Here is a 24,392-nt window from a genome sequence, read left to right on the forward strand (position 1 = left end):
CGAGGGCAGTCAGCTGCTTTCGACGACGAAGACGGCATTTGTGCCCGGCGCCAGAGCCGTGAAGCGATGGGGCTGATCTCCCGGATGGGTGAGGTAGTCGCCGACTCCCAGGTCGTAGGACTTCCCGAGCACCTCGATGCGTGCGGCACCGCGGCCGAGGATGACATGTTCGATCGTGCCCTGAGGGTGCGGCTGTGACTCTCGCGGCTCTCCCGGTTCGGCCTGGATGAAGTAGACGTCGCGTCGGGCGTTCGTCGGCGACGGTGAGAGCAGAGTCGCCACATAGTTCGCCGTCGTCGACGGCAGGCTCGGCATATCGCCGACATGCTGCAGCGCCACCTCGTGCGGGGGCGGGTCGAGCAGCCGGGCGAGAGGGATGTCGAGTGCAGCGGCCAGAGCCCACATCGTCTCGAGGCTCGGATTGCCGCTTCCGGTCTCGAGCCCGGACATCGTCGACTTGCCGATCCCGGCCCGCCTGGCGACCTCGGACAAAGAGAGCCCGGCGCGCAGCCGTTCGCGTTTCAGCGCCGCAGCGATCTGCTGACTCGGCGAGAGTGTGGAACTGGGAGCAGGGTCGGAATCGCCTTTCGAGTCGTTCAGCGAATCATCGTTGCTTCGAGAAGTCATGAGTTCACTATAGCGACAAGACCGTTCGGGTTGACGAACGATCGTCGAGAGTGCACTGTATGGAACATGGGTTCATTATTTCGCACGGCTGAGCGAAAGCCTCGAGTCGAACGGGTTCTCCCCGGCTCGACCTATCGCGCGGTGGCCATCGTCACCATCACGATCATCGCCGTCGCACTGTCGTACGGGGCGATCTCCGCAGTCTCCGGCTTCGCCTGGTGGCAGACTCTGCTGCTGGCGATGTTCGCCCTGGGCGGCGCCGCAGAATTCACCTTCGTCGGCGTCATCGCCGCCGGCGGAGCCCCGATCCTCGCGGTGCTCGCGGGCCTCCTCGTGAACTCCCGCAACTTCGCCTTCGGCGTTGCAGTCGGCCCCTTCTTCCCGCAGGACTGGCGAGCCCTCATCGCCTCCCACTGGATCAACGACGAATCCACCGCGATCTCGCGCACCGGGCACAACCCCCGCGCGAAGTGGCATGCGTTCCTGCTCATGGGAGCCGCGATCGCCATCATGTGGCCCGGCGGTGCAATGGTCGGACAGTGGCTGGGCAATGTCATCAACGCGGACCTTCTCGGGCTCGATGCTGCCTTCCCGATCATCCTCTTCTGCCTCATCCGCGGGGATCTGAAGAACCGAGTCACACTCTCGCTGACCGTCATCGGCATCCTCATCGCCGTGGGGCTGACCCCGCTGCTGCCGCTCGGGCTGGGAGCAGTGACCTCGCTGTCCGTGTTCGTCTTCGTCGCCGCAGGTTGGGCAGTGCGCTCATTCATTCGTCGTCGCAGCGCCGGAAGCGGAGGTGTCGATCAGTTCGGTGACGACCCGCCACGCACTGACAACTCTGTCGCCACAGATCATTCGCACTACACAACTCGAGGGGAGGGGCACCGATGAGCGCCGTCAGCTTCCTCATCGCTCTGGCCGGGCTGAGTATCGGCACCTATCTCATGCGCTTCGCGGGGTGAAAGTGGGGGCGGCCATCGCCACGAAGGGACGTCGACGCACCCCGGCGACCGCCTCGGTGGGGGCCGATCCTTCCGCGGCCGGGGAATCATCCGAGCCCAGGGACGCCTCCGGAACCGGTGGATCATCCGGGCCCGTCGACTCTTCCGAGCCAAGCAAGTCATCCGAATCCGTCGAAACATCCGAATCGGCCGACTCGACCGAACGCGTGACGATGTGGATGGACCGAGCCACGGTCGTGCTCATCGGTGCAGTCTTCGCGACGACCGCGGTCTTCGACGGAAAGGACATCGCCGATCCGGCCCGCCTCATCGGCGTCGGCGCCGGAGTTCTCGCCGCGATTCTGCGCGTGCCGATGCTGCTGGCCGTGGTCATCGGCATGGCCGTGTGCGCACTCATCCGCACGACCGGAATCCTCTGAACTCGCGGCTGCCTGAACCCACTGTGAAAGCCGTGGGATGCGGGTGGGCAATTGCCGTGGATCTCCGGGCCGGAACTGCCCCGAAAGCCCGAGATTGCTAGGCTGGAACCATGGAATACATCGCGGGTTTTCAGCGTCTCGTCTTTCTTGCTCTGACGGTGGCCGCATTCGTCGTCCAGCTCTGGGCGTTCATCGACTGCCTCCGCTTCAAGGACGAGAACTACCGCGCCGTTGACAAGCAGAGCAAGAAGTTCTGGGTCATCCTCCTCGGCGTCGGACTTGCGCTCGCCCTCATCGCGCTGCCGCCTATGGGCATGAGCATGATCTTCCTCAACATCATCGCCCTCGTCGCCGGCATCGTCTACCTCACCGATGTGCGCCCGAAGGTCCGTGCCGTCGACCCGCGCTACCGCAACCGCTGACGCCGCGCACAGGCTGATCACACTCACCGAATGAGCACAGACCTCAACCTGCCGGGCCCCGAATCCGGCTTCATCGCCACGTTCGGAACCGGCGACCCGCACACTCTCTTCGGCCACGGTTTCGCCGGCGCGATCCGTGACACGCGCCCCTTCGGCACCGGCATCACCGGAACCCGCCACTTCCTCCACCTGCCTGGCCACGGCGGTCGACCCTCACCAGGCCCTGGATGGACCTACCCGCAGATCGCCGAGGTGCTCGCCGATGCCGTGAGCACCACCTCGGCGAGCCGAGCGCTGGGCGTCTCGATGTCCGCCGGAGGACTCCTCCACCTGCTGAGCATCGCCCACCCCGTGACCCGCGGTCTCGACAAGGTCGCCCTCGTCCTCCCCGCCTCCTTCACCGGATTCCCCGCCGAGGTGGCCGCCGCCAACCGCTCCTACCTGGAGCGACTGCGCCGCCTCGTCGCCGATGAGGACATCGACGGCATCGTCGAACTCATGCTCTCGCGCGAACCGGCGGAGGTGGCCCAGATGCTTCCCGCGCGAGCCTGGACGAAGGCGAAGGCCGAGAACCTCGTCCGCACGGACATGTCCGACGGGCTCGGGCTCGCCCTCGAAATCGCCGTCGCGGACAGCGACGCAGCCGCCGAGAACCTGCGCTCCTTCGCGGGTGAGGTTCTCGTCCTCACTCACGAAGATGACCCGGCGCACCCGGTCACCATCGCCGAGGATATCCACCAAGCGATTCCGACCTCCCGCCTCGAGGTGCTGCCCGCCGGATCGATTCTGTGGCGCGGACGACACGAAGTGCGGCGCATCCTCGGCGAGTTTTTCGATTAGGTGCTGGCTTCGGCGGGGCACCGGCTTCGATCAGGCACTGGCTTCGATCAGGCCCTGGCTTCGGCTGGTCACCCGGCAGAGGTCGTTGGCTAGACTGTCTCCGTGCGCATCTCTGTCCTCTCCCTCCACACCTCGCCCGTCGCCCAACCCGGCCAGGGCGACGCCGGAGGAATGAACGTCTACGTCGACCAATCCGTGCGCGCACTTGCCGCGGCTGGGCACCGCGTCGACGTGTTCACCGCCGATCCCGGCGGGCTCGACGGGGCGGGAGGCCTCGACGGTGCAGGCGGAGTTGAGGACACCGGCGACTCGGGCTCGAGGCTCGAGATCACCGAATGCATCACCCTCCACCACCTGCCGGTCGGTGCCACGACGAAGGATGAACTCGCCGACGCGATCGACGAACTCGCCGAGCTGCTCACTGCCCAACCCGACTTCCGCGCAGCCGATCTCATCTGGACCCACTATTGGATATCCGCCGAGGTGGCCCTCCGTGCTCGTGACATCGCCGTCGGCATCTGCACCGAGTCCGCTTCCGCGGTCGGCGAAGACCGACCACCGCGGACGCCGACCGCGGTGAGCATGCACACGATCGGGGCCGTGAAGAACCGTGATTCGGACACCAGCCACGAACGTCCCCAGCGGCTCGAAGCCGAGGAGCGCATCGCCGCGCAGGCCGACCTGCTCGTCGCCGCCACCCCTGCCGAACGCCGCGATCTCGTGACCGAGCTCCACGCCGATCCCGACTCGGTCGTCGTCGCCCGGCCGGGTGTCGACCATGCGCTCTACGCACCGGACTCACAGTCGGAGGCGCGAGACCGTCTGGGATTCGCCGCGAACGAGGCGATCGTCCTCTACGTCGGGCGCATGCAGTTCATCAAAGGAACGGATGTCGCTGTCGATGCCCTGGCCGAACTGCGAGAACGCAACCCGCACCTGGCATCCCGGACTCGCGGAATCCTCCTCGGCGCCGCCTCGGGGACAGGCGTCGAACCAGGAGGGGGAGCGGTTCGACCGTCCTCGGCCTTCCTGCAGGAGCTGACCGCGGCGATTGTGAACGAACCCAGCGTGGAGATCCGCCCGCCCGTGCCCTCCCACATCCTCGTCGACTTCTACCGGGCCGCGGATGTGCTCATCGTTCCCTCCCGCAGCGAATCCTTCGGGCTCGTGGCTGCCGAAGCGGCCGCATCAGGCCTGCCGGTGATCGCCTCGGCGGTGGGAGGACTCCCGGAGATCGTCGAACACGGACATTCGGGGCTGCTCATCGCCGATCACAACCCGCACCACTGGGCGACGGCTATCGAAACCCTGCTCATCGACACGGAGCTGCGGGCTGAACTCGCCGGCCATGCCGTCGACCGTGCCGAGCGCTTCGACTGGGGTAAGACCGTCGCGGCCGTCCTCGACGCTCTGCCCGCGACCTCCGACGCTGAGTCACGGCCGACGGAGCCGCTCGGAGCATGCTGAACGACTAGAGTCGGCGGTGAGCACGAGAGCCGAGCGAAAGGCGTGAGACCATGAGCACCGACACCGAGGCGATCCTGGCCGGAGTGCGCACCTGGGCCGAAGTCAACGACGTTCCCGTGGATTCGATCGAGGACGAGGAGATCGTCGTCACCCTGCCGGGGGAGAAGAAGCTCAAGACGAACGTGGCGATCAGCGTCTTCGCTCGCACCGCTCACCTGCAGGCTTTCGTCATCCGCCACCCTGACGAGAACTCGGCCGAGTTCAATCGGTGGCTGCTGCAGAAGAACCTCAAACCGGGGCCGGTGGCGTTTGCGATCGACAGCCTCGGCGATGTGTATCTGCGGGCGAGCGTGCCCCGTGAACACCTGCTCGATGAACTCGACGGACTGCTCGGGGCGATGCTCGCCACGGCGGATTCCTCGTTCAACGAACTCCTTCTCATCGGATTCCTCACCGGGATGAAGAAGGAGTGGGCATGGAGGGTCGGCCGGGGTGAGTCGACGCGTAATCTCGCCGCCTTCGAGAAGGTGCTCAGCGGAGACGACAACGAATACCTCGGCACCTTCGGCGACGCCGATTCCGAATCTCCCGCGGTCACGGCCGATCGGGAGAGCGAAGGTGCTGCTCAGGCGGAGGAGCCCGCCGGGGAGACGGGCGCCGCGCCAGGGCCGACGGGCGAATCGGCCGGGCAGAGCGCGTCGAAGGACTCCACGGACGATCAGGGCCAGTGCCTGCGCTTATGAGTGCGGCGACTGCTCGGTATAAGTGAGCGCGAGACGGGCTCAATCGAGCGGCAGCTTCATTCCCTCATGGCTGGCGACATAACCGAGCCGGTCATAGAAGCGCTGTGCATCGGTGCGCGACTTATCTGTTGTGAGCTGCGCGAGTCGGGCTCCGAAGCGGCGTCCGCACTCGTGCGCCCATTCGAAGACCGCTGTGCCGAGCCCGATGCCCTGAGCCGAAGCACCGATTCGCACCGCTTCGATCTGCAGACGGAGAGCGCCGCGGCGAGACAAGCTGGGCAGCAGACTCAGCTGGAGGGTCCCGACGACGGTCGAACCGTCGTGGTTCTGATCCGCAGTCTCGGTCTCAACGGCAGGTTCGGTCTGGCCCGGAGGTTCTGCCTGGCCCATAGGTTCGGTCCGCTCGGCGAACTCAGCTTGGTCCGCGATTTCGGTGACGGCGACGAGGAGCTGATTCGGATCGGCGTCGATGAGTGAGAAGGCACGCGCATAGACATCTGCCTCCTCGGTGCCGGACTCACGAGTGGCCCCGAGCACATCATCGCCCAACAACGCAACGAGGGCCGGCACATCGGCCTCGGTGGCTCGACGGATGACGAACTTCCGACATGCCAGGTCCAGGGACTCAGGTGAGAAGCCGTCGAAGCCTCTGCCCGAGTGCCCCGCGCCCGGGGCCGCCTCGGTGGTCACCGGTTCGCGGTCACAGCAGATGCCGCACCGGCGGCTGCGGATTCAAGACCGGAGTCTTCGATCGGCGGCTTGCCGTAGGGGCGGCGTGCGAAGAGGGAGGCCAGTACTGCGCCGGAGACATTGTGCCACACGCTGAAGACCGCTCCGGGCAGTGCCGCCAGCGGCGAGAAGTACGTGGTGGCGAGGGTCGAGGCGAGACCGGAGTTCTGGAGTCCGACCTCGAATGACAGCGCGCGTCGCGTCGGTGTGTCGAGACGGCAGGCCGCGGCCACACCGTAGCCGACGCCGATCCCGAGCAGATTGTGCGTGACGACGGCCAAAAGCACGAGCACACCGGCTGTGGCGATCGAACTCGCGGAGCCGGCCACGACGATCGCGACGATATAGGCGATGGCGATCGAGGCCAGCCACGGCAGCACCGGAGCGATCACGTCGACGAACTTCGACGCGAACACGCGGATGACGACACCGACGATGACCGGCACGAGTACGGTCTGGCAGATCGAGACGAACATCGACCAGAACGGCACATCCATGTACGAGCCCGCCAGCCACAGTGTCAGAAGCGGGGTGAGCACCGGAGCGAGCAGCGTCGACAGGGTCGTGATCGACACCGACAGCGCCGTGTCGCCCTTGGCCAGATAGGTCACAACATTCGACGCAGTGCCGCCGGGCGCGCAGCCGACGAGGATGACGCCGACGGCGATCTCGGTCGGAAGCGAGTAGACGGTCACGACGAGGAGGCCGAGCAGCGGCATCGCCACGAATTGAGTGACGACACCGAGGACCGCAATCCACGGCCGCTTCGCGATGCGGGCGAAGTCGGGCAGTGTCAGGGTCAGACCCATGAAGAACATGACTACGCCGAGTGCCCATGTGATCGATGGGGCCAGAGGCGTGAAGGCATCGGGGAGCAGGAACCCGAGCACTCCCGCGATGACGACGAGGATCGGCAGGGCGGTGACGGCGATGATCGAACTGCGGTCGGCAGAGGGAGCGGCAGTGCTTCCGGCGGCCTGTTGTGCTGGCGTGTGTGACATGGGTCCAGGCTACTCCGTGCGTATTGTCATTCGAGACGCATGCCCAGAAATTGAGACCACGGTTTCCTGAGAGGGCCGGAGGTGCTTGCGGTCGTGGGAGAACCCGACTGAGCGGACGCTGCCGACCCCGCCTGAGCGGTCGTGTCAAAATGGAGCCATGACGTATAACCTCATCCTGCTTCGCCACGGCGAGAGCGAATGGAACCAGAAGAATCTGTTCACCGGATGGGTCGACGTGACCCTGACGGACAAAGGCCGTGCCGAAGGCAAGCGTGCCGGCGAGCTCCTGCGCGAGAAGAACCTCATCCCCGATGCCGTCTATACCTCGCGACTCAAGCGTGCGATCCTGACCGCGAACATCGCACTCGAGGCCGCTGACCTGTCCTGGCTCGACGTCCACCGCAGCTGGCGCCTCAACGAGCGCCACTACGGTGCGCTTCAGGGCAAGAATAAGAAGGAGATCCGCGACGAGTTCGGCGAAGAGCAGTTCATGACCTGGCGCCGCTCCTTCGACACCCCTCCGCCGGCCCTGGCCGACAGCTCGGAATTCTCGCAGGCCGGTGAAGCCCGATACGCCAACCTCGGCGACGCGCTGCCCCGCACCGAATGCCTCGCCGACGTCATCGACCGCCTCCTGCCCTACTGGTACGACACCCTCGTGCCCGAACTCACCGTCGGCAAGACCGTGCTCGTGGCGGCCCACGGCAACTCGCTGCGCGCACTGGTCAAGCACCTCGACGGAATCTCCGACGCCGACATCACGGGACTGAACATCCCCACCGGCATTCCGCTGCACTACGAACTCACCGAGGAATTCACCCCGGTCACTCCCGGCGGAACCTACCTCGACGCCGAGGCGGCCGCGGCGGCCATCGGCCAAGTCGCCAACCAGGGACGCTGAGCCTCGGCCCGTCACATCCCCGCAGGGGGTGGGCGGGATCCGTCCGGGCCAGGATGCGCAGCCTCGGCTCGGACTCATGCGCTGATCGTGTCGGCCTTCCCGGCGATCGCCTTCATCTCCTCGAGCAGAAAGGCGATCGCAGGGGAGGCCGACATCGATTTCCGCCACACCAATGAGATCGTGCGGGCAATGCTCGGATCATCCAGCGGCACCGCCATCACGTCGCCGGGAAGATGCGGCCTACCCAGCCTCGGCACCAGCGCCAACGCCCCGACGGCACGGACGAACTCGATCTGCGTGTCATACTCGATGGCCCAGTAGTCGATCCGCGGCCTGCTGCCCAGCTCCTCGAACAGCGCCGTCAGCCAGCGATGGCACACGGCATTGCGCGGAGCCGATACGAACATCTCACCGAGCAGATCGCTGCGGGTCACCTCGGTGCAGGCGGCCAGACGATGATCACGGTGCATGACGATATCGGCCCTATCCACGGTGATCCGCTCCGAGATCAGCGTCGCGGGCAGGTGCAGCGAGGACGAGTCCCAGCCGAAGACGAGCGAGGCATCGATCCTGCCGGCCGTGACCATTTCGATGAGTTCGTCCGGCTCCTCCTCGAAGTTCGACACGGTCAGCTCCGGCGCCGAGGCGGCCAGCCGCGGCAGCGAGGGTACGAGCAGTCCGCGGATCCCCGTCGAGAACCCGCCGACCGTGATCCGCCCTCGCGGCTCACCCGACTGAGCTCGGGCTGCGCTCTCCAGGCTCTCCAGCTCCTCCAGCAGCCCGGCCCCGCGTCGGCTGAGCTCCCGCCCCAGCGGGGTCAGGGCAATGCCGCGGCCCGTCCGCTCGGTAACGGGTGCGCCGAGGTAGCGCGAGAGCTTCTGCAGCTGATGGCTCACCGCTGCCGGCGTATACCCCAAGGAATCAGCGGTCGCCGTGGCGGAGCCGAGCGAATCGAGGGCGACGAGCGTGCGCAGCGCAACAGTATCGATCATCAAATTATCTTAATGAAACAGTGGACGGACTTTCAATGGAAATTTGACGAAGTGGCTGGGATGCTGGAGCTATGCGCTCGATCCACTATCTGCTCGCCCTCCTCGTCGTCCTTCTCTGGGGCGTCAACTTCATCTTCATCGATCTCGGGCTGCGCGACTGGCCGCCGCTGCTCCTCGTCGCCGCTCGGTTCACCTTCGTCGTAGTGCCCGCGATCTTCTTCGTCCGCTTTCCCCGCGGTTCCTTCGGCCGCATCCTCCTCATCGGCACCTTCATGTCAGCCGGCCAGTTCGGTCTTCTCTACACCTCCATGGCTCTCGGCCTTCCCGCCGGTCTGACCTCGATCGTCATCCAGATCCAAGCCGCGTTCACCGTTATCGTCGCTGCCCTCGTGCTCCACGAGATCCCGACTCGGCGCCAGATCATCGGCATCCTCATCGGGCTCGTCGGTCTGGCCGTCATCGGTCTGAGCCTGCAGGCATCCGTCCCGATCGTCGCCTTCCTCGTCGCCGTCGGCGCAGCCCTGTCCTGGGCGACGGGCAACGTCATCGCTCGCGGCGTGAAACCCGGTACGAACGGAGTGCAGATGACCGTGTGGTCGGCAATCGTCGTCCCGATTCCGATGGTCGCGCTGTCGACACTCATCGACGGCCCCGCCGAGGTGGCCCACGCACTCACGCACCCGACCTGGGGCGTCGTCGCTTCGGTCGTCTACACCGCCGGGCTGGCATCGCTCGTCGGCTATGTCATCTGGAACTCGCTGCTCGCCCGCTTCCCGGCCTCTCAGGTGGCGCCGTTCTCTCTGCTCGTCCCGCCCGTCGGAGTGATCTCCGCCTGGATCGTGCTCGGCGACCGGCCGAGTATCGCCGAACTCATCGGCGGAGTCCTTCTGCTCCTCGGCGTCGCCGTGACGACGGGAGTGCTCAAGACCCTGGCGCGCGGAGTCAGGAACGGACCCAAGCGGCGCCGCAAGGTCGTCGTGAGCCAGACGCGGGAAGAGGTGTCCGCCTCCAGCTGAGGGCTCCTACTTCTTCGACAGGTAGGGTTCCCAGCTTCCGGTGAGCAGGTACTCGACCTTCTGCGAGACTGACACCGCGTGGTCGCCGAAGCGCTCGTAGTAGCGTGAGAGCAGAGTGACATCGGCGATATGACGAGGAGCCAGCGAACCTGCCGGAGCCTCGCCGAGCTTCCCGAACACGCTCAGGTGGAGTTCGTCGAGTTCCTCGTCGATGGCGTTGATGGTGGGCACATCCGCCAGGCCGGGGTTCGAGAGCAGGCTCTGCGTCGCCTCGGCGATCTTCTCACCGGACTCGCCCATGCGCACGAACGTCGATTCGAAGACTTCGGGGATCGCGGATTCCGGATAGCGGATGCGCACCTGCTGGGCGATATGACGGGCGAGGTCGCCCATGCGCTCGAGCGATGCCGACATCCGCAACGAGCCGATGACAGCGCGCAGGTCTGCGGCCACCGGGGCCTGCAGGGCAAGCATCTCGGCGGCCTGCTGATCGAGGGTGAACTGCATATTGTCGATGACGGAGTCGGCCTCGATGACCTGCTCCGCCAGCTCGAGATCGTTCGAATGCAGCGACTGATTGGCCAGGCGGATGGCGTCGAGGACCTTGGCGGACATGCCGACCAGCTGGGTGGCCAGATCGTCCAATTCGTTTCTGAAGACTTCGCGCATGAACTGCGGTTCCCTAACTCTTGATCATGACAATCGGAAGTGACTGTCGGTGGTGCTCGGTGGTGTCTTGAGGGGTGCCGGCGCTTCCGGTCCGCACCCTCAGCGGGGAAAGCGGAAGGTCGGAACGACGGGGAACGCAGGCACACAGACGTCAGCATCGCATGATCGAGTGAATGGCCCCGGACGAGAAGGTGAATTCCTCGGTAAATACTGCCAGCAGAAGTGAATTCAGTGCGCTGGGGCGATGGACAACACCTAAGCTTGAGGTTGTGGATCTCTTAGTAGTGGCGGTCCTGACCGGCGTCGTCGGCCTGGGCCTGGGTATAGCGGGAATTCTTGCGTTCCGATTCAGCGAACGCTCCCGCGATGCTGCCGATCTGCATTCAGAGGACGACCTGCCCGAAGGCATCGCCGAAGTGCTTGCAGTCCTGCCTTCGGCCGCGATCGTCATCGACGCCGGTGACGATGTCGTCAAGGCATCCCCGGCGGCTTACACATTCGGCCTGGTCAGAGGCCATTCGCTCGCGTCGCCCGAGATGCTGCGGGTCATCGGGCGCGTCCGTGCCCGAGGTCTCATCGAGGAGATCGATCTCGAGCAGACGCGGGAGAACTCTGAATCCGTGCTCCGCTACCTCCACGCCCGCGTCGCCCCCTTGGGCACCTCCTTCGTCCTCGTCCTCTGCGACGATCAGACCGAATCCAAACGCGTCGACGCAGTCCGCCGTGACTTCGTCGCCAACGTGTCCCACGAACTCAAGACGCCGATCGGTGCGATGGCTCTGCTCGCCGAGGCTGTCACCGACTTCGCCGACGATCCGGCCGCCGTCGAACGCTTCGGCGGGCGGATGCAGCGGGAGTCGAAGAGGCTGACCCAGCTGGTGCAGGAGATCATCGACCTCTCGCGCGTCCAGGATCACGCCGCTCCCGCCACTACCGAAAAGATCTCCGTCGCCGAGGTCGTCGACGATGCCGCTGACCGTGCCCGGACCGGGGCGGAAGGCAAGAACATCCATATCGAGGTCTCCCCGCCGAGCGACCTGCTCATCGAAGGCAACTACGAACTGCTCGTCAACGCGGTGCGCAACCTCATCGACAATGCGGTGAACTACTCGCCGGAGGGCACTCGCGTCGGCGTAGGAGTCGACCTCGTCGACGAGCGGATCGAAATCACCGTGACCGACCAGGGCATCGGCATGTCCGCACAGGACACCGAGCGAGTCTTCGAGCGCTTCTACCGAGTGGACCCGGCTCGGTCCCGGATCACCGGAGGCACCGGCCTTGGCCTGAGCATCGTCAAGCACATCGTCGCCACCCACGGCGGTGAGGTGCGCGTATGGAGCCGGCTGAACAAGGGATCGACGTTCACCATCGTGCTTCCGCTCGCCGGTACCGCGACCGACATCTCTGCCACCGATTCGGCTCCAGCCGGGGTTCTCATCGAACACTCCGCGGACTCGGCCGGGTCCGCCTCGACGAACGAGGACAAGCCAGCCGAGACGTCCTCGGAGAACGAGGATGGGCCTTCGGGGGCCGCCTCGGCGGATGACGATGGGTCGACCAAGACCGCCTCGGCGAAGGATGACGGACCGACCGGCGACAACGAAGCGCCCGCCGGAGATAATGGAGACGGTGGGGCGACCGCCGACTCACCCAAGGATCTGACCGAAGAAAGCGAACAAAGGAAGCTCACAACGTGACTCGTATTCTGCTTGTCGAGGACGAAGATTCGTTCTCGGACCCGCTGTCGTACCTGCTTGGTAAGGAAGGGTACGAGGTGACGGTCGCCGATGACGGGCTCAAGGCTCTGGCGGAGTTCGACCGCCTCGGCGCCGATCTGGTCCTGCTCGACCTCATGCTGCCCGGCGTCTCAGGCACCGAGGTGTGCCGCGAACTTCGGGCGAAATCCAATGTGCCGATCATCATGCTCACGGCCAAGGATTCGGAGATCGACAAGGTCGTGGGGCTCGAGCTCGGCGCCGATGACTATGTGACGAAGCCGTACTCCTCCCGTGAGCTGCTGGCCCGCGTGCGGGCGGTGCTGCGACGCAACGTCGAGACCGAGGAATTCGAGGACGAGTCCGTGCTCGAGGCAGGGGGAGTGCGCATCGACGTCGAACGCCACGTCGTGTCCGTGCGCGGCGAAGAGCAGTCCATGCCGCTGAAGGAATTCGAGCTGCTCGAGATCCTTGTGCGCAACTCCGGCCGTGTGATGACCCGCGGTCAGCTCATCGACCGGATCTGGGGCGAGGACTACGTGGGCGATACGAAGACGCTCGACGTCCACGTCAAACGCCTGCGCGCGAAGGTCGAGGAGAACCCCTCGGAACCGCGCCTGCTCACCACGGTGCGCGGACTCGGATACAAGTTCGAAGCCTGAGACCGCGCCTCGGCGAGGCTTGAGTCAGCCGATCGGCGGTGCCTGAGCTTATCGATCGGTGAGGCTTGGGCTTGCTGATCGGTCGGGGTCGACCGACTGACAGTGGATGCAGAAGGAGCCGCTCACATCGTGTGAGCGGCTCCTTCCGTGCTCTCGCGCGGGACTCGGTCCGGCGTCGGAGAAGGGCTGGTCAGCCGTCGACCGTCGCGGTTCCCTCTGCTGTACCGGCGTCCTCGGTCGGCACGTCCGACGGGGACTCGGACGGGGAATCCTTCGGCACGTATTCCTCGTAGTACGGCAGGGCGCCGGTGAGGAGCTGAGTTTCGATGACCTTCTCGTCGCTGCCGCTCTTGACGGTGACGTCGACGAGATCACCGGGTTCGGCCTTGAGGCTGTCGACGGTGACTTCCTTCTTCGACGAGGTCTCGGGGCTCTTCGGGTCCTGGACGAAGGTGTCGCCGGCCTTGATCGATTCGCTCACCGTGGTGTCGGCGACCTCGACGGACACCTTGGCGGTGGAGTCACCCTTGTTGATGAGGGTGAAGAACAGCTGAGCCGGACCGGAGCCCTTCTCATCCGTGATGAGCATGAGCCCACGGACTTCGACGTCGCCGACGGAACCCGAAGCCCCATCGCCGCCGTTGTAATGATATTCGGCAGTCTGGTGGGGAGACAGCAGGCTTGCACATCCGCTGACGGGGATAACGAGAGCGAGTGCGGCAACGGCGAGAGCCGCGCGATTGTGCCGTTTCATTATGCTCCTTGAAGTGGCAATACAAGATCAGTCTGTATACTACCCGGTTTTTGACCTGCTGTAGAACCGGGCGCTCGGAGCGGACGACGTTCTGCGATGCTCGGGCGCGTCGCGGTTGAAGTTTCGGTGAAGAGGGGGCGAAGTTCGGCTCGCATCGCAGTCTGCCGAGATCCTTGTTCGATCTTCCCGGCAATGCGCCCTCTCGCGATATTCCCGCTGGCAGAGGCGACAGCGAGCCCGGTCGCGGCGTGCGGCAGAGGCGGAGCCTAGCATGAAGATTCGTTACCCTGAACGATTTCTGTGGCGAGCCTCATGGTAAACTGGTATTCCGCGAAAGGGGTTTGAAGAGAATATGAGTTTCCAGGTCGGCGACACTGTTGTCTATCCACATCACGGTGCAGCGACAATCCAAGAAATCAAGAAACGTGCCATCAAAGGTGAGGAGAAGCTGTATCTCAAGCTCCAGGTCGCCCATGGCGACCTCGTGATCGAGGTCCCGGCAGAGAACTGTGATCTGGTCGGTGTGCGAGATGTCGTCGGTGAAGAAGGCGTTGAGAAGGTCTTCAGCGTCCTGCGTGCCGAATTCGTCGAAGAACCCGCGAATTGGTCCCGTCGGTACAAGGCCAATGTTGAGAAGCTGCAGTCCGGCGATGTCATCAAGGTCGCCGAAGTCGTCCGCGATCTGTGGCGTCGCGAGCAGGACCGCGGCCTGTCGACTGGCGAGAAGCGCATGCTCTCGAAGGCTCGTCAGATCCTCGTCTCCGAACTCGCGCTGGCCGAGAAGAAGGAAGAGTCCGAAGCAGAAGCTCTGCTGGACGAAGTGCTCGCATCCTGAGCACCTGTGTCATCATCCCGGCCGCAGGGTCGGGATCCCGTCTGGGTTGCAGTGAGCCGAAGGCATTCGTCCGTGTGAACGGGCGGACGCTTCTGACTCGCAGCCTCGAGACGATCATCTCCTCGGGAGTCGCCACCACAATCGTGGTAGCCGCTCCCGAGGAGTTTCTTTTGCGTGCACGCGAGGAAATCGCTGAAGTGGCCGCAGAACTGAAATGCGAAATTTCAATTACAGCTGTGGCAGGTGGTGATGATCGCATTTCCACAGTGCAAACGGCCTTGAAACATAGCGGCGCTGCGGAATATGTGCTCGTCCACGATGCCGCGAGGTGTCTGACCCCGCCCGATGTGTTCATCCGGGTGGTCGCGGCGCTGCATTCCGGCGCCGAGGCGGTCATTCCGGTTCTGCCCATGATCGACACCGTAAGGCGGGCCGTTTCTGGCCAGTCTGCGGAGTTGGACCCGAACGCAGATCCTGCTGGAATCGAACCGGCCGCAGGTGACAGACCGTTGGAAACCGTGCGGGGAGATTTCGACCGGGCCGAGTTGCGGCGGGTCCAGACTCCTCAGGGGTTCCGCACCGAGGTGCTGTTGCGAGCCTATGAGCAGTTTGAGGCCGATGGCGCTGGGGCCATCGAACGTGCAGACTCAAGCGATGGGGTTGGCCCGCCCGATGCCGCTGGCCAGGTTGGCAACGCGCTTCCGACGGACGATGCTGGGCTGGTCGAGCGCCTCGGTGTCGATATCGTCGCTGTCGACGGTGACGCAGAAGCGCTGAAGATCACCTATCCGATCGACCTCATCCTCGCTGAACAACTCGCTCGGAAGCTTGACGAAGGAGCCGCGATGACACAGAGCATCCCCCGAACGGGCACCGGCGTCGATGTGCATGCGTTCTCCACCGATCCCGCCCGCGAACTCTGGGTTGCAGGGCTGCTGTGGCCGGGCGAACAGGGCCTCGAAGGACATTCGGACTCCGATGTGGCCGCCCACGCCTGCTGCGACGCCTTGTTCTCCGCTGCAGGGCTCGGTGACTTAGGCGAGCACTTCGGCGTCGATCGCCCGGATATCGCCGGCGCCTCGGGTTCGGCCCTGCTCACCGAGGCGGCTCGCATCGTCCGCGAGGCGGGTTTCGAGATCGGAAACGTCTCCGTCCAAGTGATCGGCAATCGGCCGAAGATCGGCACCCGTCGTGCCGAGGCCCAACAGTCACTGTCGACTGCAGCAGGAGCGCCGGTATCGGTATCTGGCACCACCACGGACGGCCTTGGGCTGACCGGTCGGGGCGAAGGAGTCGCTGCCATCGCCACTGCACTGATCCACCCGAACTGACCCGCGCGAACTGATCCGCTCGAACCGAGTCACGAGCACTGAATCACGAGAACTGAGAGAGGAGCGAACAGTGAGAGTCCTCTTCCAAGGAGCCGGTGCCATCGGAATCGCCGGGGCCGCACTCTTCACCGAAGCGCTCGAAGTCGCCGTCGTCTCCCGTACGGCCAGTCCCCAGGGGCGGGCGGCCTTTCCCCGACGCGTGAGCATCTTCGACCCGACCGATTCCGGTCAGACGACAGCCGAGCACGGAAGCTGGTCGGTGACTCGCGTGGCCGCGACACGGCGGGTGACGATCACAGACTGGGTCGAAGCCGCCGCCGCGGGAAGCTGGGATCTCATTGTGCTCACGACCCGACCTGGTGATCTCGACCCGGAAGTCGCCTCGGCGATCCGGGATATCGCGCCCGCGCTGATCGCGACCACAAGCCAGGTCGAAGGGGATTTCGAGCGAGCACGTGCCAGATTCCCCGGCACCGAGGTGGTCGTGTTCGGACCCGCGTTCCTCTCCGAACGATTGGAGCCGAGTGAACCGGTTGCGAGGGTGGTCGACCGGGAAGCCCACAGGGATGGCGAACCGCGGCGAGATGTGAGGTTCTGGGCACCGGCCGGCGCGCCTCGATTCCTCGCTGCCGGGCCGTCGAGTGCGGTGCGTTCGCTCGCCCGCGGGCTGGGCCGTCTCATCCTGCCTGTGCCGATGGAGGCCGTGATGCTGCCACCGACGGTGTTCATTCCCTTCGTCGCCGAACTGAGCGTCCACGATGGGAACTGGGCCGCACTGAAATCTCATCTCGACCGACCTGCGAAGGCCGCGAGCGAAGGCATGCGTGGCCAGCTTGGTGTCCCGATTCCGGTGTTCGGGTTCGCCGCCCGGATTGTGCTCGAAGCACTGGAACGCACCGTGCCGATCGACGTCACGAAATATGCGGGCCGACACTTCGCCCGGCATCGGAGTCAGACCCGGGACATGCTCGCCGGCTGGGCCGAGGCCACAGACTCGGCAGTCGCCCTGCGGGAGCTCATCGCAGCGCTAGAGGCGAACCTCTGATTCAGTCCTCCGCACTGGAGGCGAACGGCTGACTCAGAACTCTGCGCCAGACGAGAGCTTTCACTGAGCGGAGGCCGCGGTTGACTGCCGCGGTCAGGGTTCGGAAGTGGACAGCCACCTCGGTGGCGGTGCTCGCCGGACTCAGACCTTTGCGTTGGGGTGGCGCTTCGTGATGACGAGGCCGACGAGATAGAGCGCGACGACGAAGATGAGCGTGCCGACGATCTGGAAGCGCACGGATTCGACGGTGAGGCCGAGTCCGATGATCACGGCGATTCCGGCCAAGGTCACGTACGACAGCCACGGGTAGCCCCACATGCGCAGAGGCAGGGACCGGCCGGCCGCCTCGGTGCGACGTCGCAGGACGATCTGCGAGACCAGCGTCGCGACCCAGGTGACGATGAGCGTCGAGCCGACGATGTTGAGCAGGACCCCGAGGACCTCGGCGGCCCAGAAGTAGTTGAGCGCGACTGCGACGAAGCCGAACGCCGAGGTGGCCAGCACCGCAGGCACGGGCACACCGCGGCGGTTGGTGCGGCCGAGTCCGCGCGGAAGCATGGACCGCTGCGACATCGAGAATGACATCCGGGACGCCCCGTAGATGTTCGCGTTCATCGACGACAGGAGCGCGATGACGATGACCGCGGCGAGCAGAGAGGCGATGAACGGCAGCCCGGCGGTGTCGAGGACGGCGACGAACGGTGACTCGGCCAGGCGATCGTCCGTCCACGGCAGGACGAGGACGATGATTGCCACGGACCCGATGTAGAGGAACAGGATGCGCCACACGATCGTCTTGATCGCCTGGGAGACGCTGCGCTGAGGGTTCGCGGTCTCGGCTGCGGCGACCGCGACGATCTCGATGCCGCCGAAGGCGAAAGCGACGACGAGCAGACCGGCGGCGATGCCGGAGATGCCGGTGGGCATAAACCCGTCGGCGAAGATCTGCGCGGGCGGTTCGGCAGGGGTCCACCCGAACAGGTACGCGGCGCCGAGGATGACGAAGAGGACGACGAAGGCGACCTTGATGAGCGAGAACCAGAACTCGAACTCACCGAAGCTGCCCGAGGTGGTGAGGTTGATGGCAGTGAAGACGAGCATGATCGCCAAGGCGATGACCCATTGGGGGACGGCCGGGATATAGGAGGCCGCGATCTGTGCGGCCGCGGTGGCCTCGGCAGCGACGACGAGGCACAGCTGGACCCACCACAGGGCGCCGACGGCGAAAGCCGCGGCAGGGCCCATAGCCTTGCCCGCATAGTGCGAGAACGCACCCGGATTCGGATCTGCGGCGACGAGCTCGCCGAGGGCCCGCATGACGAAGATGACGATGAGTCCCGCGACCACATAGGAGACGAGCACGGCGGGTCCGGCCGCCTGCACTCCGGCACCGGAGCCGACGAAGAGTCCGGCGCCGATCGCCGAGCCGAGGCTCATCATCACCAGGTGGCGGGGCTTCATCCCCATCTTGAGGCCGTTGGACGAGGTCGCGGAAGAGCCCGGGGCCGAGGCGGACGCTGACTCGGCGGGCTGCGAAGACTGTGATTCAGGCACCCGAAGAGTCTATCCGTCGGCGCTCGAAAGCGCAGACGCGGGTCGCGGACCCGTGTGGGTCGCGACTCGCGTCTGCGAGTTGCACTGCTTGGTCAGAGCCGGATCAGCGGCAGGCCGATGGCGCGATCTGCGTCAGGGTCGGCGAACGGTCACCGGTCGACCTGCGGTCCATCAGTGGCCGCGCTTGATCCAGTCCTCGAGGGCAGGGCTCTCAGCACCGATCGACGTCGAATCACCGTGTCCGGTGAGCACGACTGTCGCCTCGGGCAGCGGGAAGAGCACGTCGCGGATCGATTCGATGATCGTCTCGAAGCTCGAATGCGACCGCCCCGTGGCCCCGGGACCGCCGTTGAACAGAGTGTCTCCGGAGAACAGCACAGGACCGACGGCCCGACCGGCACCGGCCGATGCCGGAGCCGGCAGACCGGTTTCGACGAAGAAGCACGTCGAACCGGGGGAGTGGCCGGGAGTGTGCAGGGCCTTGAGTTTGATTCCGCCGACGGTCCAGGTATCGCCGTGGGCGATCTGTCCGTCGGGACGGTAGTTCTCAAAGGTCATATCCCACAGCACATAGTCATCGGGATTGAGGTACACGGTAGTGTTGCCCACCCGCTGTGCGAAGTCGCGGACGACGCGCACGTGATCGTCGTGACCGTGCGTGAGCAGAATGGCCTTGACATCTCTGGCTCCGACCGCCTCGGCGATCGCATCGACATCATGAGCCGGGTCGATGACGATGACCTCGGTATCATCGCCGATGATCCACACGTTGTTGTCGACGTTGTGCGTCTCCCCGTCCAGGGAGAACGTGCCAGACGTGACGAGATGCTCAATAGCTGTCATTACAGTTCCACCACCGATCGTAGGACTTGGCCCTTGGCCATCTTCTCAAAAGCGGATTCGACATCGTTGATGCCGATGCGTTCGGACACGAACTTCTCGAGCGGGAATCGTCCCTGCTGGTAGAGGTCGACGAGCATCGGGAAGTCGCGGTCGGGCAGGCAGTCGCCGTACCAGGAGGACTTGAGCTTGCCGCCGCGGCCGAACACGTCGAGCAGCGGAACGGTGAGCTCCATCTCCGGGGTCGGCACACCGACGAGGACGACTGTGCCGGCGAGGTCGCGGCCATAGAAGGCCTGCCGCCAGGTGGCGGGGAGTCCGACGGCGTCGATGACGACATCGGCGCCGAAGCCTCCAGTGCGCTCCTGGATCGCGGCGACTACCTCGTCCTCGCTCATGCCCTTCGTGTTCACGACGTCAGTTGCGCCGAGGTCTTCTGCCCAAGACAGCTTCTTCTCATCGATGTCGAGAGCGATGATCGTGTTCGCCCCGGCCAGAGCGGAACCGGCGATGGACGCGCAGCCGACTCCTCCGGCGCCGATCACGGCCACGGTCTTGCCGCGGGTGACCTCACCGGTGTTGATGGCGGCGCCGATGCCGGCCATCATTCCGCAGCCGAGCAGGCCCACGACTGCCGGGTCCGCCTCGGGAACCTTCGTGCACTGACCTGCGGCGACGAGCGTCTTCTCGGCGAACGAGCCGATGCCCAGAGCAGCTTCGAGTTCGGTGCCGTCGGTCAGGGTCATCTTCTGCGAAGCATTGTGGGTGTCGAAGCAGTACCAGGGCTCACCGCGCTTGCAGGCACGGCAGTCGCCGCAGATGGCGCGCCAGTTGAGGATGACGAAATCCCCGACAGCGACCTCGGTGACCCCTTCGCCGACTTCCGAGACGACCCCGGCGGACTCGTGGCCGAGCAGGAACGGGTAGTCGTCGCTGATTCCGCCTTCGCGGTAGTGGAAGTCCGTGTGGCAGACGCCGCACGACTTCACATCGACGACGACCTCGCCCGGGCCCGGGTCCGGAATGACGATGTCGGTGAGTTCGACTGGGGCTCCCTTGCTGCGGGAGATGACGCCCTTGACGGTCTGTGGCATTGCGTCTCCTAAATGTCTTCGGCGACGGGGTCCGACTGGTGGGAGCACCCGACGTGGACTGAGCGCACCCCCGGACGGGGTGCTCACAGCCCCCACCCTAGCCAAGCACGCTGGGCTCGACCAGTGGCGGATCCGGTGGTGAGACGACGGCCCGGGAACGAGCGGAGCAGGTCCGGTGGTGGCGGGCTGCCCATGGATGCGGAATGAGATGAAGGTGGAACGACGAAAGCGGCCCGATGCGTGGGATGCATCGGGCCGCCTCGGCGAGGGTGAGCCGATCCACGTCGCCGAGGCGGCGCTGCGGATCCGACTCAGCCGGACGTGATCACGGGGTGGAGTCCACCTCGAAGAGATCAGTCGGCGACGTCCTCGTCGGGATGGTTTCGCAGGTGCAGAAGCGCCGCGATGAGGCCGCCCCAGACGGTGACCATTGCGATGACCATCATGACGATTGCTGATGTGCCCATGTCAGACTCCCTTGCTGTTGGTGCGGAGGTTCTCTTCGGCGACGGAATCGGCGATCGCCGCTTCCATCTCATCAATGGTCTCCTTGGGCCATCTGATGAGGGTGAGGACGATCGAGCCGACGACGAGGAGGCCGATCATGCCCCAGCCGTAGACGCCGGTGATGAGCGGCGGGTAGCCCTCGTAGCCGTCGGAGACGAATGTGATGATCTGCGTGATGAGCATGTAGACGAGCACTACGCCGGTGATCGAGATGAGCGTCATCCAGATCGGACCGAGCCTGAAGCTCGAGACCGCGTTGAGGTGGCGGCTGAAGATCGGCAGCTTCCGCATGGCCCAGCCGACGACGACGATCGACAGGATCGCCGAACCGACGATGCCGATGTTGTTCGCGAACGCATCCATCGTGTCCAGTGCGTACAGACCGGTGATGGTCGGCATGAGCAGGATGGAGACGACGGCCATGCTGCCGACGATCCATGCGGTCGAAGCCTTGTTGCCGACGCGGAACTTGTCCCGCAGCGCCTGGATCGGCACCTGGATGATCGAGATCAGCGAGGTGAGTCCGGCGAAGACGAGGCAAGCGAAGAAGACGAATCCGAAGATCCCTCCGCCCGGCATCTCGGAGATCAGCGTCGGGAAGCCGACGAAGGCCAGGCCGATGCCGTCGGTGGCGACATCGCCGACTTCGACTCCCTGAGCGGTGGCCATGAAGCCGAGAGCGGCGAAGATGCCGATGCCGGCGAGGATCTCGAACGCAGAGTTCGAGAAGCCGACGACGAGGCCCGAACCGGTGAGGTTCGTCTTCTTCTTCAGGTACGAGGCGTAGGTGATCATGATGCCGAAGGCGATCGACAGCGAGAAGAAGATCTGACCATAGGCCGCGATCCATACCTTGGGATTTGCCAGTTCCTTGAAGTCCGGAGTGAACAGCGCGTTGAGTCCCTCGGCGGCGCCTGGCAGGAACAGCGACCGGACAACGAGAGCGAGGAAGAGGATGATGAGCAGCGGGATGAAGATCTTCGAGAAGTTCGCAATCCCGTTCTGCACACCCATCAGGAGGATGGCCAGCACGACGACCCAGACGATGATGATCGGGATGAGCACGCCGGGGACGAACTCGAGCGAGATTCCCGGGTCACCCATCTTGAGGTATTCGCCGAAGAAGAAGCCTTCCGAATCGTCACCCCAGGCCTCGGTGAGCGAGAAGAACATATAGGAGCCGGCCCAGGCGATGATCGCGGCGTAGTAGATGCCGATGACGATCGCGACACCGGTGGCGAACCAGCCGATGGGCTCGGCCCCCTTGTGTGCCATTCTGTGGGCCAGCGGCGCCGATCCGCGCGAACGGTGCCCCATCGCGTAGTAGAAGAACAGCAGCGGAATGCCTGCTGTCAGCAGTGCGACGAGGTAGGGGATGATGAACGCGCCGCCGCCGTTTTCATAGGTGACATAGGGAAAGCGCCAGATGTTGCCGAGGCCGACCGCCGAGCCGATGGCCGCGAAGATGAACGCGCCACGGGAGACGAAGACCTCCCTCTGGGGTGATGACTTGGGTGACATGATGTCCTTTCTTGACCGGTCGCGGATCGTCGCGACCGAGTGTGGCCACCGAAGTTTCGTCTGTGAGAGCGGTGGCCCGGTATGAAGTCCGAATGGCGAGAAGGACTCTCGAGTCGAGCTTCATTGCTTGATCCCATTTTACTGGGAATTCACTGTGCGATGTGCCGCGCATCACGTGAGCCGCATAACAGTCTAGTATCGAATTCTCAGAAACGGCGAACGCTCCGCGGCCCGGTAGACTTGTGACGTGACTATTTCGCTCTATAACACCGCCAGCCGCACGACCGAAGAACTGCGCCCCGTCAACGAGGGTCAGGTCGGTATCTATGTCTGTGGTGCCACGGTGCAGGGCGAACCCCATATCGGCCACCTGCGGTCGGCCTCGGTGTTCGACACTCTGCGGCGGTGGCTGCTCTACAGCGGCTTTCGGGTGATCATGATCCGCAACGTCACCGACATCGACGACAAGATCCTGTCGAAGTCCGTCGAAGAGGGGCGGGAATGGTTCGCTCACGCCTATAAGTACGAACGCGCCTTCACTGCCGCCTACGACGCTCTCGACGTGCTGCCGCCGAGCAGCGAGCCGCGCGCGACTGGGCACATCACGGAGATGATCGAACTCATCTCCCGCCTCATCGAGGCCGGTCATGCCTACCCCGCGCTCGACGGCAGCGCCGATGTCTACTTCGACTCCGCCTCGTGGAGCGATTACGGGGCGCTGACGAATCAGAAGCTCGAGGACATGGAGCTGTCCGAGGGCGCCGAGCTGCGCGGGAAGAGGGACGCTCGTGACTTTGCGCTGTGGAAGGCGCACAAGGACACCGAGCCGATCACCGCGTCCTGGCCCTCGCCGTGGGGACGGGGCCGGCCGGGCTGGCACATCGAGTGCTCGGCCATGTCGACGAAGTACCTGGGGTCGAACTTCGACATCCACGGCGGCGGACTCGACCTGCGTTTCCCTCATCATGAGAACGAGTTGGCGCAGTCCCGTGCCGCCGGCGATCGGTTCGCGAACATCTGGATGCATTCCGGCCTGCTCAACGTGGGCGGAGACAAGATGTCGAAGTCTCTGGGCAATTCGGTCTTCGCCTCCGACCTGTTTGACACGTTCAGCCCGTTGGCTGTGCGCTACTTCCTCACCGGTGCCAGCTATCGGTCGATCCTCGACTTCTCGAACGAGGCGATGGAACGCTCCGCGGCCTCACTCGAACGACTCCAGAACTTCCTCCAGCGCTCTCGCCAGGCACTCGGCGCCGACGCCCCGGCGCTGCCGGACGTCGGCGACTCCTACGCCGGGCGCAGCGTCGATGTTCCCGCCGAATTCGCTGCCGCACTCGACGATGACCTCGGTGTGCCACGGGCGCTGTCCGTGGTCTTCGCCTCCGTGAGCGAAGGGGCGAAGCTCCTCGACTCCGGCAGCGACCGGGCGGAGCTGGCGCGGATCGTCGCCGAGGTGGAGCTCATGCTCGACATCCTCGGCGTCAATCCCAGTGCTGCGGTCTGGGCCGGATCGGCGGCCGATGCCAAGGCGGAGTCTGCACTCGACTCCCTCGTGGCCACCATGGCCGAGCGACGGGCCGAGGCGAAGGCGGAGAAGGACTTCGCCACCGCGGACGCCCTGCGTGACGAACTGGCTGCGGCCGGCGTCATCATCGAGGACACAGCCGACGGGTACCGCTACCACCTCGGCGAGGGCTGAGGACGACGACTTTCGGTCACGGGCATGAGCTCGCGACCCCAACG

The 24,392-nt window shown here is 64.9% G+C and carries 25 protein-coding genes; 14 read left to right on the plus strand and 11 right to left on the minus strand.

Annotated elements, in window-relative coordinates; genetic code table 11:
* Positions 1-9: 9 nt before the first annotated feature.
* The gene (locus BLU88_RS05180; RefSeq protein ID WP_092010781.1) at positions 10-627 is read right to left on the minus strand and encodes a helix-turn-helix domain-containing protein; all 618 of its coding nucleotides are present in this window, start codon (positions 625-627) and stop codon (positions 10-12) included.
* Positions 628-768: 141 nt separating this feature from the next.
* On the opposite strand from BLU88_RS05180, the gene BLU88_RS05185 reads away from it, so the two are divergent.
* The 6 genes from BLU88_RS05185 to BLU88_RS05210 all read left to right on the plus strand — a co-directional run bounded on the left by BLU88_RS05185 (position 769) and on the right by BLU88_RS05210 (position 5,483).
* Positions 769-1,521, plus strand: a complete 753-nt coding sequence (locus BLU88_RS05185; protein WP_157688975.1) for an AzlC family ABC transporter permease — start codon at positions 769-771, stop codon at positions 1,519-1,521.
* Positions 1,522-1,594: 73 nt separating this feature from the next.
* Positions 1,595-2,011: an AzlD domain-containing protein gene (locus BLU88_RS18080; RefSeq protein WP_231939607.1), complete on the plus strand. Its 417-nt coding sequence runs from the start codon at positions 1,595-1,597 to the stop codon at positions 2,009-2,011.
* A 110-nt stretch (positions 2,012-2,121) separates the two neighbouring features.
* Positions 2,122-2,433, plus strand: a complete 312-nt coding sequence (locus tag BLU88_RS05195; RefSeq protein ID WP_092010787.1) for a DUF2516 family protein — start codon at positions 2,122-2,124, stop codon at positions 2,431-2,433.
* A gap of 30 nt (positions 2,434-2,463) precedes the next feature.
* Entirely contained in the window at positions 2,464-3,273 is an 810-nt protein-coding gene (locus BLU88_RS05200) for an alpha/beta fold hydrolase (RefSeq protein WP_092010790.1), read from the plus strand.
* 102 nt (positions 3,274-3,375) lie between these two features.
* Positions 3,376-4,740, plus strand: coding sequence for a glycosyltransferase (locus BLU88_RS05205; protein ID WP_231939608.1), 1,365 nt, complete (start codon positions 3,376-3,378; stop codon positions 4,738-4,740).
* A 50-nt stretch (positions 4,741-4,790) separates the two neighbouring features.
* Complete coding sequence (locus BLU88_RS05210; RefSeq protein WP_092010793.1) at positions 4,791-5,483, plus strand: YbjN domain-containing protein; 693 nt, start codon at positions 4,791-4,793, stop codon at positions 5,481-5,483.
* A 39-nt stretch (positions 5,484-5,522) separates the two neighbouring features.
* On the opposite strand, the gene BLU88_RS18555 is transcribed toward BLU88_RS05210, so the two are convergent.
* Both BLU88_RS18555 and BLU88_RS05220 read right to left on the minus strand, forming a co-directional pair.
* The gene (locus BLU88_RS18555; RefSeq protein ID WP_231939609.1) at positions 5,523-6,173 is read right to left on the minus strand and encodes a GNAT family N-acetyltransferase; all 651 of its coding nucleotides are present in this window, start codon (positions 6,171-6,173) and stop codon (positions 5,523-5,525) included.
* Positions 6,170-7,213, minus strand: a complete 1,044-nt coding sequence (locus BLU88_RS05220) for a bile acid:sodium symporter family protein (protein WP_231939610.1) — start codon at positions 7,211-7,213, stop codon at positions 6,170-6,172. Before BLU88_RS05220 ends, BLU88_RS18555 begins: the two co-directional genes overlap by 4 nt.
* A gap of 157 nt (positions 7,214-7,370) precedes the next feature.
* Here BLU88_RS05220 and BLU88_RS05225 point away from each other — a divergent pair, with 157 nt between their 5' ends.
* The gene (locus BLU88_RS05225) at positions 7,371-8,114 is read left to right on the plus strand and encodes a phosphoglyceromutase (RefSeq protein ID WP_092010796.1); all 744 of its coding nucleotides are present in this window, start codon (positions 7,371-7,373) and stop codon (positions 8,112-8,114) included.
* Positions 8,115-8,188: 74 nt separating this feature from the next.
* Here BLU88_RS05225 and BLU88_RS05230 read toward each other — a convergent pair whose 3' ends face one another.
* Positions 8,189-9,106 carry a LysR family transcriptional regulator gene (locus tag BLU88_RS05230; RefSeq protein ID WP_092010799.1) on the minus strand — a complete coding sequence of 306 codons (918 nt, stop codon included), beginning with the start codon at positions 9,104-9,106 and terminating at the stop codon, positions 8,189-8,191.
* Between the two features lie 71 nt (positions 9,107-9,177).
* Between BLU88_RS05230 and BLU88_RS05235 the strand changes: the two genes are divergently transcribed.
* Positions 9,178-10,122: an EamA family transporter gene (locus BLU88_RS05235; RefSeq protein ID WP_092010802.1), complete on the plus strand. Its 945-nt coding sequence runs from the start codon at positions 9,178-9,180 to the stop codon at positions 10,120-10,122.
* A gap of 6 nt (positions 10,123-10,128) precedes the next feature.
* Here the strand turns inward: BLU88_RS05235 and phoU are convergent, their stop codons facing one another.
* On the minus strand, positions 10,129-10,791 hold the full coding sequence (phoU, locus tag BLU88_RS05240; RefSeq protein ID WP_092010805.1) for a phosphate signaling complex protein PhoU: 663 nt from the start codon (positions 10,789-10,791) through the stop codon (positions 10,129-10,131).
* Positions 10,792-11,060: 269 nt separating this feature from the next.
* Between phoU and BLU88_RS05245 the strand changes: the two genes are divergently transcribed.
* Positions 11,061-12,488 carry a sensor histidine kinase gene (locus BLU88_RS05245; RefSeq protein WP_167356868.1) on the plus strand — a complete coding sequence of 476 codons (1,428 nt, stop codon included), beginning with the start codon at positions 11,061-11,063 and terminating at the stop codon, positions 12,486-12,488.
* Complete coding sequence (locus BLU88_RS05250; protein ID WP_092010811.1) at positions 12,485-13,168, plus strand: response regulator transcription factor; 684 nt, start codon at positions 12,485-12,487, stop codon at positions 13,166-13,168. The genes BLU88_RS05245 and BLU88_RS05250 overlap by 4 nt, the downstream gene beginning before the upstream one ends.
* Positions 13,169-13,358: 190 nt before the next feature.
* On the opposite strand, the gene BLU88_RS05255 is transcribed toward BLU88_RS05250, so the two are convergent.
* Positions 13,359-13,922: a hypothetical protein gene (locus tag BLU88_RS05255; protein WP_092010815.1), complete on the minus strand. Its 564-nt coding sequence runs from the start codon at positions 13,920-13,922 to the stop codon at positions 13,359-13,361.
* Between the two features lie 352 nt (positions 13,923-14,274).
* Between BLU88_RS05255 and BLU88_RS05260 the strand changes: the two genes are divergently transcribed.
* From BLU88_RS05260 to BLU88_RS05270, 3 genes are all read left to right on the plus strand, one after another.
* Positions 14,275-14,757, plus strand: a complete 483-nt coding sequence (locus BLU88_RS05260) for a CarD family transcriptional regulator (protein ID WP_092010819.1) — start codon at positions 14,275-14,277, stop codon at positions 14,755-14,757.
* Positions 14,758-14,771: 14 nt separating this feature from the next.
* A complete protein-coding gene (ispF, locus tag BLU88_RS05265) occupies positions 14,772-16,088 on the plus strand; it encodes a 2-C-methyl-D-erythritol 2,4-cyclodiphosphate synthase (RefSeq protein ID WP_331712473.1) in 1,317 nt (438 codons plus the stop codon).
* 70 nt (positions 16,089-16,158) lie between these two features.
* Positions 16,159-17,133, plus strand: a complete 975-nt coding sequence (locus BLU88_RS05270; protein ID WP_092010822.1) for a hypothetical protein — start codon at positions 16,159-16,161, stop codon at positions 17,131-17,133.
* 141 nt (positions 17,134-17,274) lie between these two features.
* Here BLU88_RS05270 and BLU88_RS05275 read toward each other — a convergent pair whose 3' ends face one another.
* The 5 genes from BLU88_RS05275 to BLU88_RS05295 all read right to left on the minus strand — a co-directional run bounded on the left by BLU88_RS05275 (position 17,275) and on the right by BLU88_RS05295 (position 22,649).
* Entirely contained in the window at positions 17,275-18,594 is a 1,320-nt protein-coding gene (locus BLU88_RS05275) for an amino acid permease (RefSeq protein ID WP_197678229.1), read from the minus strand.
* Positions 18,595-18,858: 264 nt separating this feature from the next.
* Positions 18,859-19,530, minus strand: coding sequence for an MBL fold metallo-hydrolase (locus tag BLU88_RS05280; RefSeq protein WP_092010825.1), 672 nt, complete (start codon positions 19,528-19,530; stop codon positions 18,859-18,861).
* Positions 19,530-20,621, minus strand: a complete 1,092-nt coding sequence (locus BLU88_RS05285) for an S-(hydroxymethyl)mycothiol dehydrogenase (protein ID WP_092010829.1) — start codon at positions 20,619-20,621, stop codon at positions 19,530-19,532. The genes BLU88_RS05280 and BLU88_RS05285 overlap by 1 nt, the downstream gene beginning before the upstream one ends.
* A gap of 353 nt (positions 20,622-20,974) precedes the next feature.
* Positions 20,975-21,088: a methionine/alanine import family NSS transporter small subunit gene (locus tag BLU88_RS05290; protein ID WP_092010833.1), complete on the minus strand. Its 114-nt coding sequence runs from the start codon at positions 21,086-21,088 to the stop codon at positions 20,975-20,977.
* A 1-nt stretch (position 21,089) separates the two neighbouring features.
* The gene (locus BLU88_RS05295; protein WP_092010836.1) at positions 21,090-22,649 is read right to left on the minus strand and encodes a sodium-dependent transporter; all 1,560 of its coding nucleotides are present in this window, start codon (positions 22,647-22,649) and stop codon (positions 21,090-21,092) included.
* A 247-nt stretch (positions 22,650-22,896) separates the two neighbouring features.
* On the opposite strand from BLU88_RS05295, the gene cysS reads away from it, so the two are divergent.
* A complete protein-coding gene (cysS, locus tag BLU88_RS05300) occupies positions 22,897-24,348 on the plus strand; it encodes a cysteine--tRNA ligase (RefSeq protein WP_092010839.1) in 1,452 nt (483 codons plus the stop codon).
* Positions 24,349-24,392 lie beyond the last annotated feature (44 nt).

This window comes from Brevibacterium siliguriense, from assembly GCF_900105315.1.
Taxonomy (GTDB): domain Bacteria; phylum Actinomycetota; class Actinomycetes; order Actinomycetales; family Brevibacteriaceae; genus Brevibacterium; species Brevibacterium siliguriense.

What these genes read in the sequence shown, in the direction of transcription:
- BLU88_RS05180 (WP_092010781.1), bottom strand. Translation starts at nt 627, where the DNA reads ATGACTTCTCGAAGCAACGATGATTCGCTGAACGACTCGAAAGGCGAT.
- BLU88_RS05195 (WP_092010787.1), top strand. Translation starts at nt 2,122, where the DNA reads ATGGAATACATCGCGGGTTTTCAGCGTCTCGTCTTTCTTGCTCTGACG.
- BLU88_RS05200 (WP_092010790.1), top strand. Translation starts at nt 2,464, where the DNA reads ATGAGCACAGACCTCAACCTGCCGGGCCCCGAATCCGGCTTCATCGCC.
- BLU88_RS05210 (WP_092010793.1), top strand. Translation starts at nt 4,791, where the DNA reads ATGAGCACCGACACCGAGGCGATCCTGGCCGGAGTGCGCACCTGGGCC.
- BLU88_RS05220 (WP_231939610.1), bottom strand. Translation starts at nt 7,213, where the DNA reads ATGTCACACACGCCAGCACAACAGGCCGCCGGAAGCACTGCCGCTCCC.
- BLU88_RS05225 (WP_092010796.1), top strand. Translation starts at nt 7,371, where the DNA reads ATGACGTATAACCTCATCCTGCTTCGCCACGGCGAGAGCGAATGGAAC.
- BLU88_RS05230 (WP_092010799.1), bottom strand. Translation starts at nt 9,106, where the DNA reads ATGATCGATACTGTTGCGCTGCGCACGCTCGTCGCCCTCGATTCGCTC.
- BLU88_RS05235 (WP_092010802.1), top strand. Translation starts at nt 9,178, where the DNA reads ATGCGCTCGATCCACTATCTGCTCGCCCTCCTCGTCGTCCTTCTCTGG.
- phoU (WP_092010805.1), bottom strand. Translation starts at nt 10,791, where the DNA reads ATGCGCGAAGTCTTCAGAAACGAATTGGACGATCTGGCCACCCAGCTG.
- BLU88_RS05255 (WP_092010815.1), bottom strand. Translation starts at nt 13,922, where the DNA reads ATGAAACGGCACAATCGCGCGGCTCTCGCCGTTGCCGCACTCGCTCTC.
- BLU88_RS05260 (WP_092010819.1), top strand. Translation starts at nt 14,275, where the DNA reads ATGAGTTTCCAGGTCGGCGACACTGTTGTCTATCCACATCACGGTGCA.
- BLU88_RS05275 (WP_197678229.1), bottom strand. Translation starts at nt 18,594, where the DNA reads ATGAAGCCCCGCCACCTGGTGATGATGAGCCTCGGCTCGGCGATCGGC.
- BLU88_RS05280 (WP_092010825.1), bottom strand. Translation starts at nt 19,530, where the DNA reads ATGACAGCTATTGAGCATCTCGTCACGTCTGGCACGTTCTCCCTGGAC.
- BLU88_RS05285 (WP_092010829.1), bottom strand. Translation starts at nt 20,621, where the DNA reads ATGCCACAGACCGTCAAGGGCGTCATCTCCCGCAGCAAGGGAGCCCCA.
- BLU88_RS05290 (WP_092010833.1), bottom strand. Translation starts at nt 21,088, where the DNA reads ATGGGCACATCAGCAATCGTCATGATGGTCATCGCAATGGTCACCGTC.
- BLU88_RS05295 (WP_092010836.1), bottom strand. Translation starts at nt 22,649, where the DNA reads ATGTCACCCAAGTCATCACCCCAGAGGGAGGTCTTCGTCTCCCGTGGC.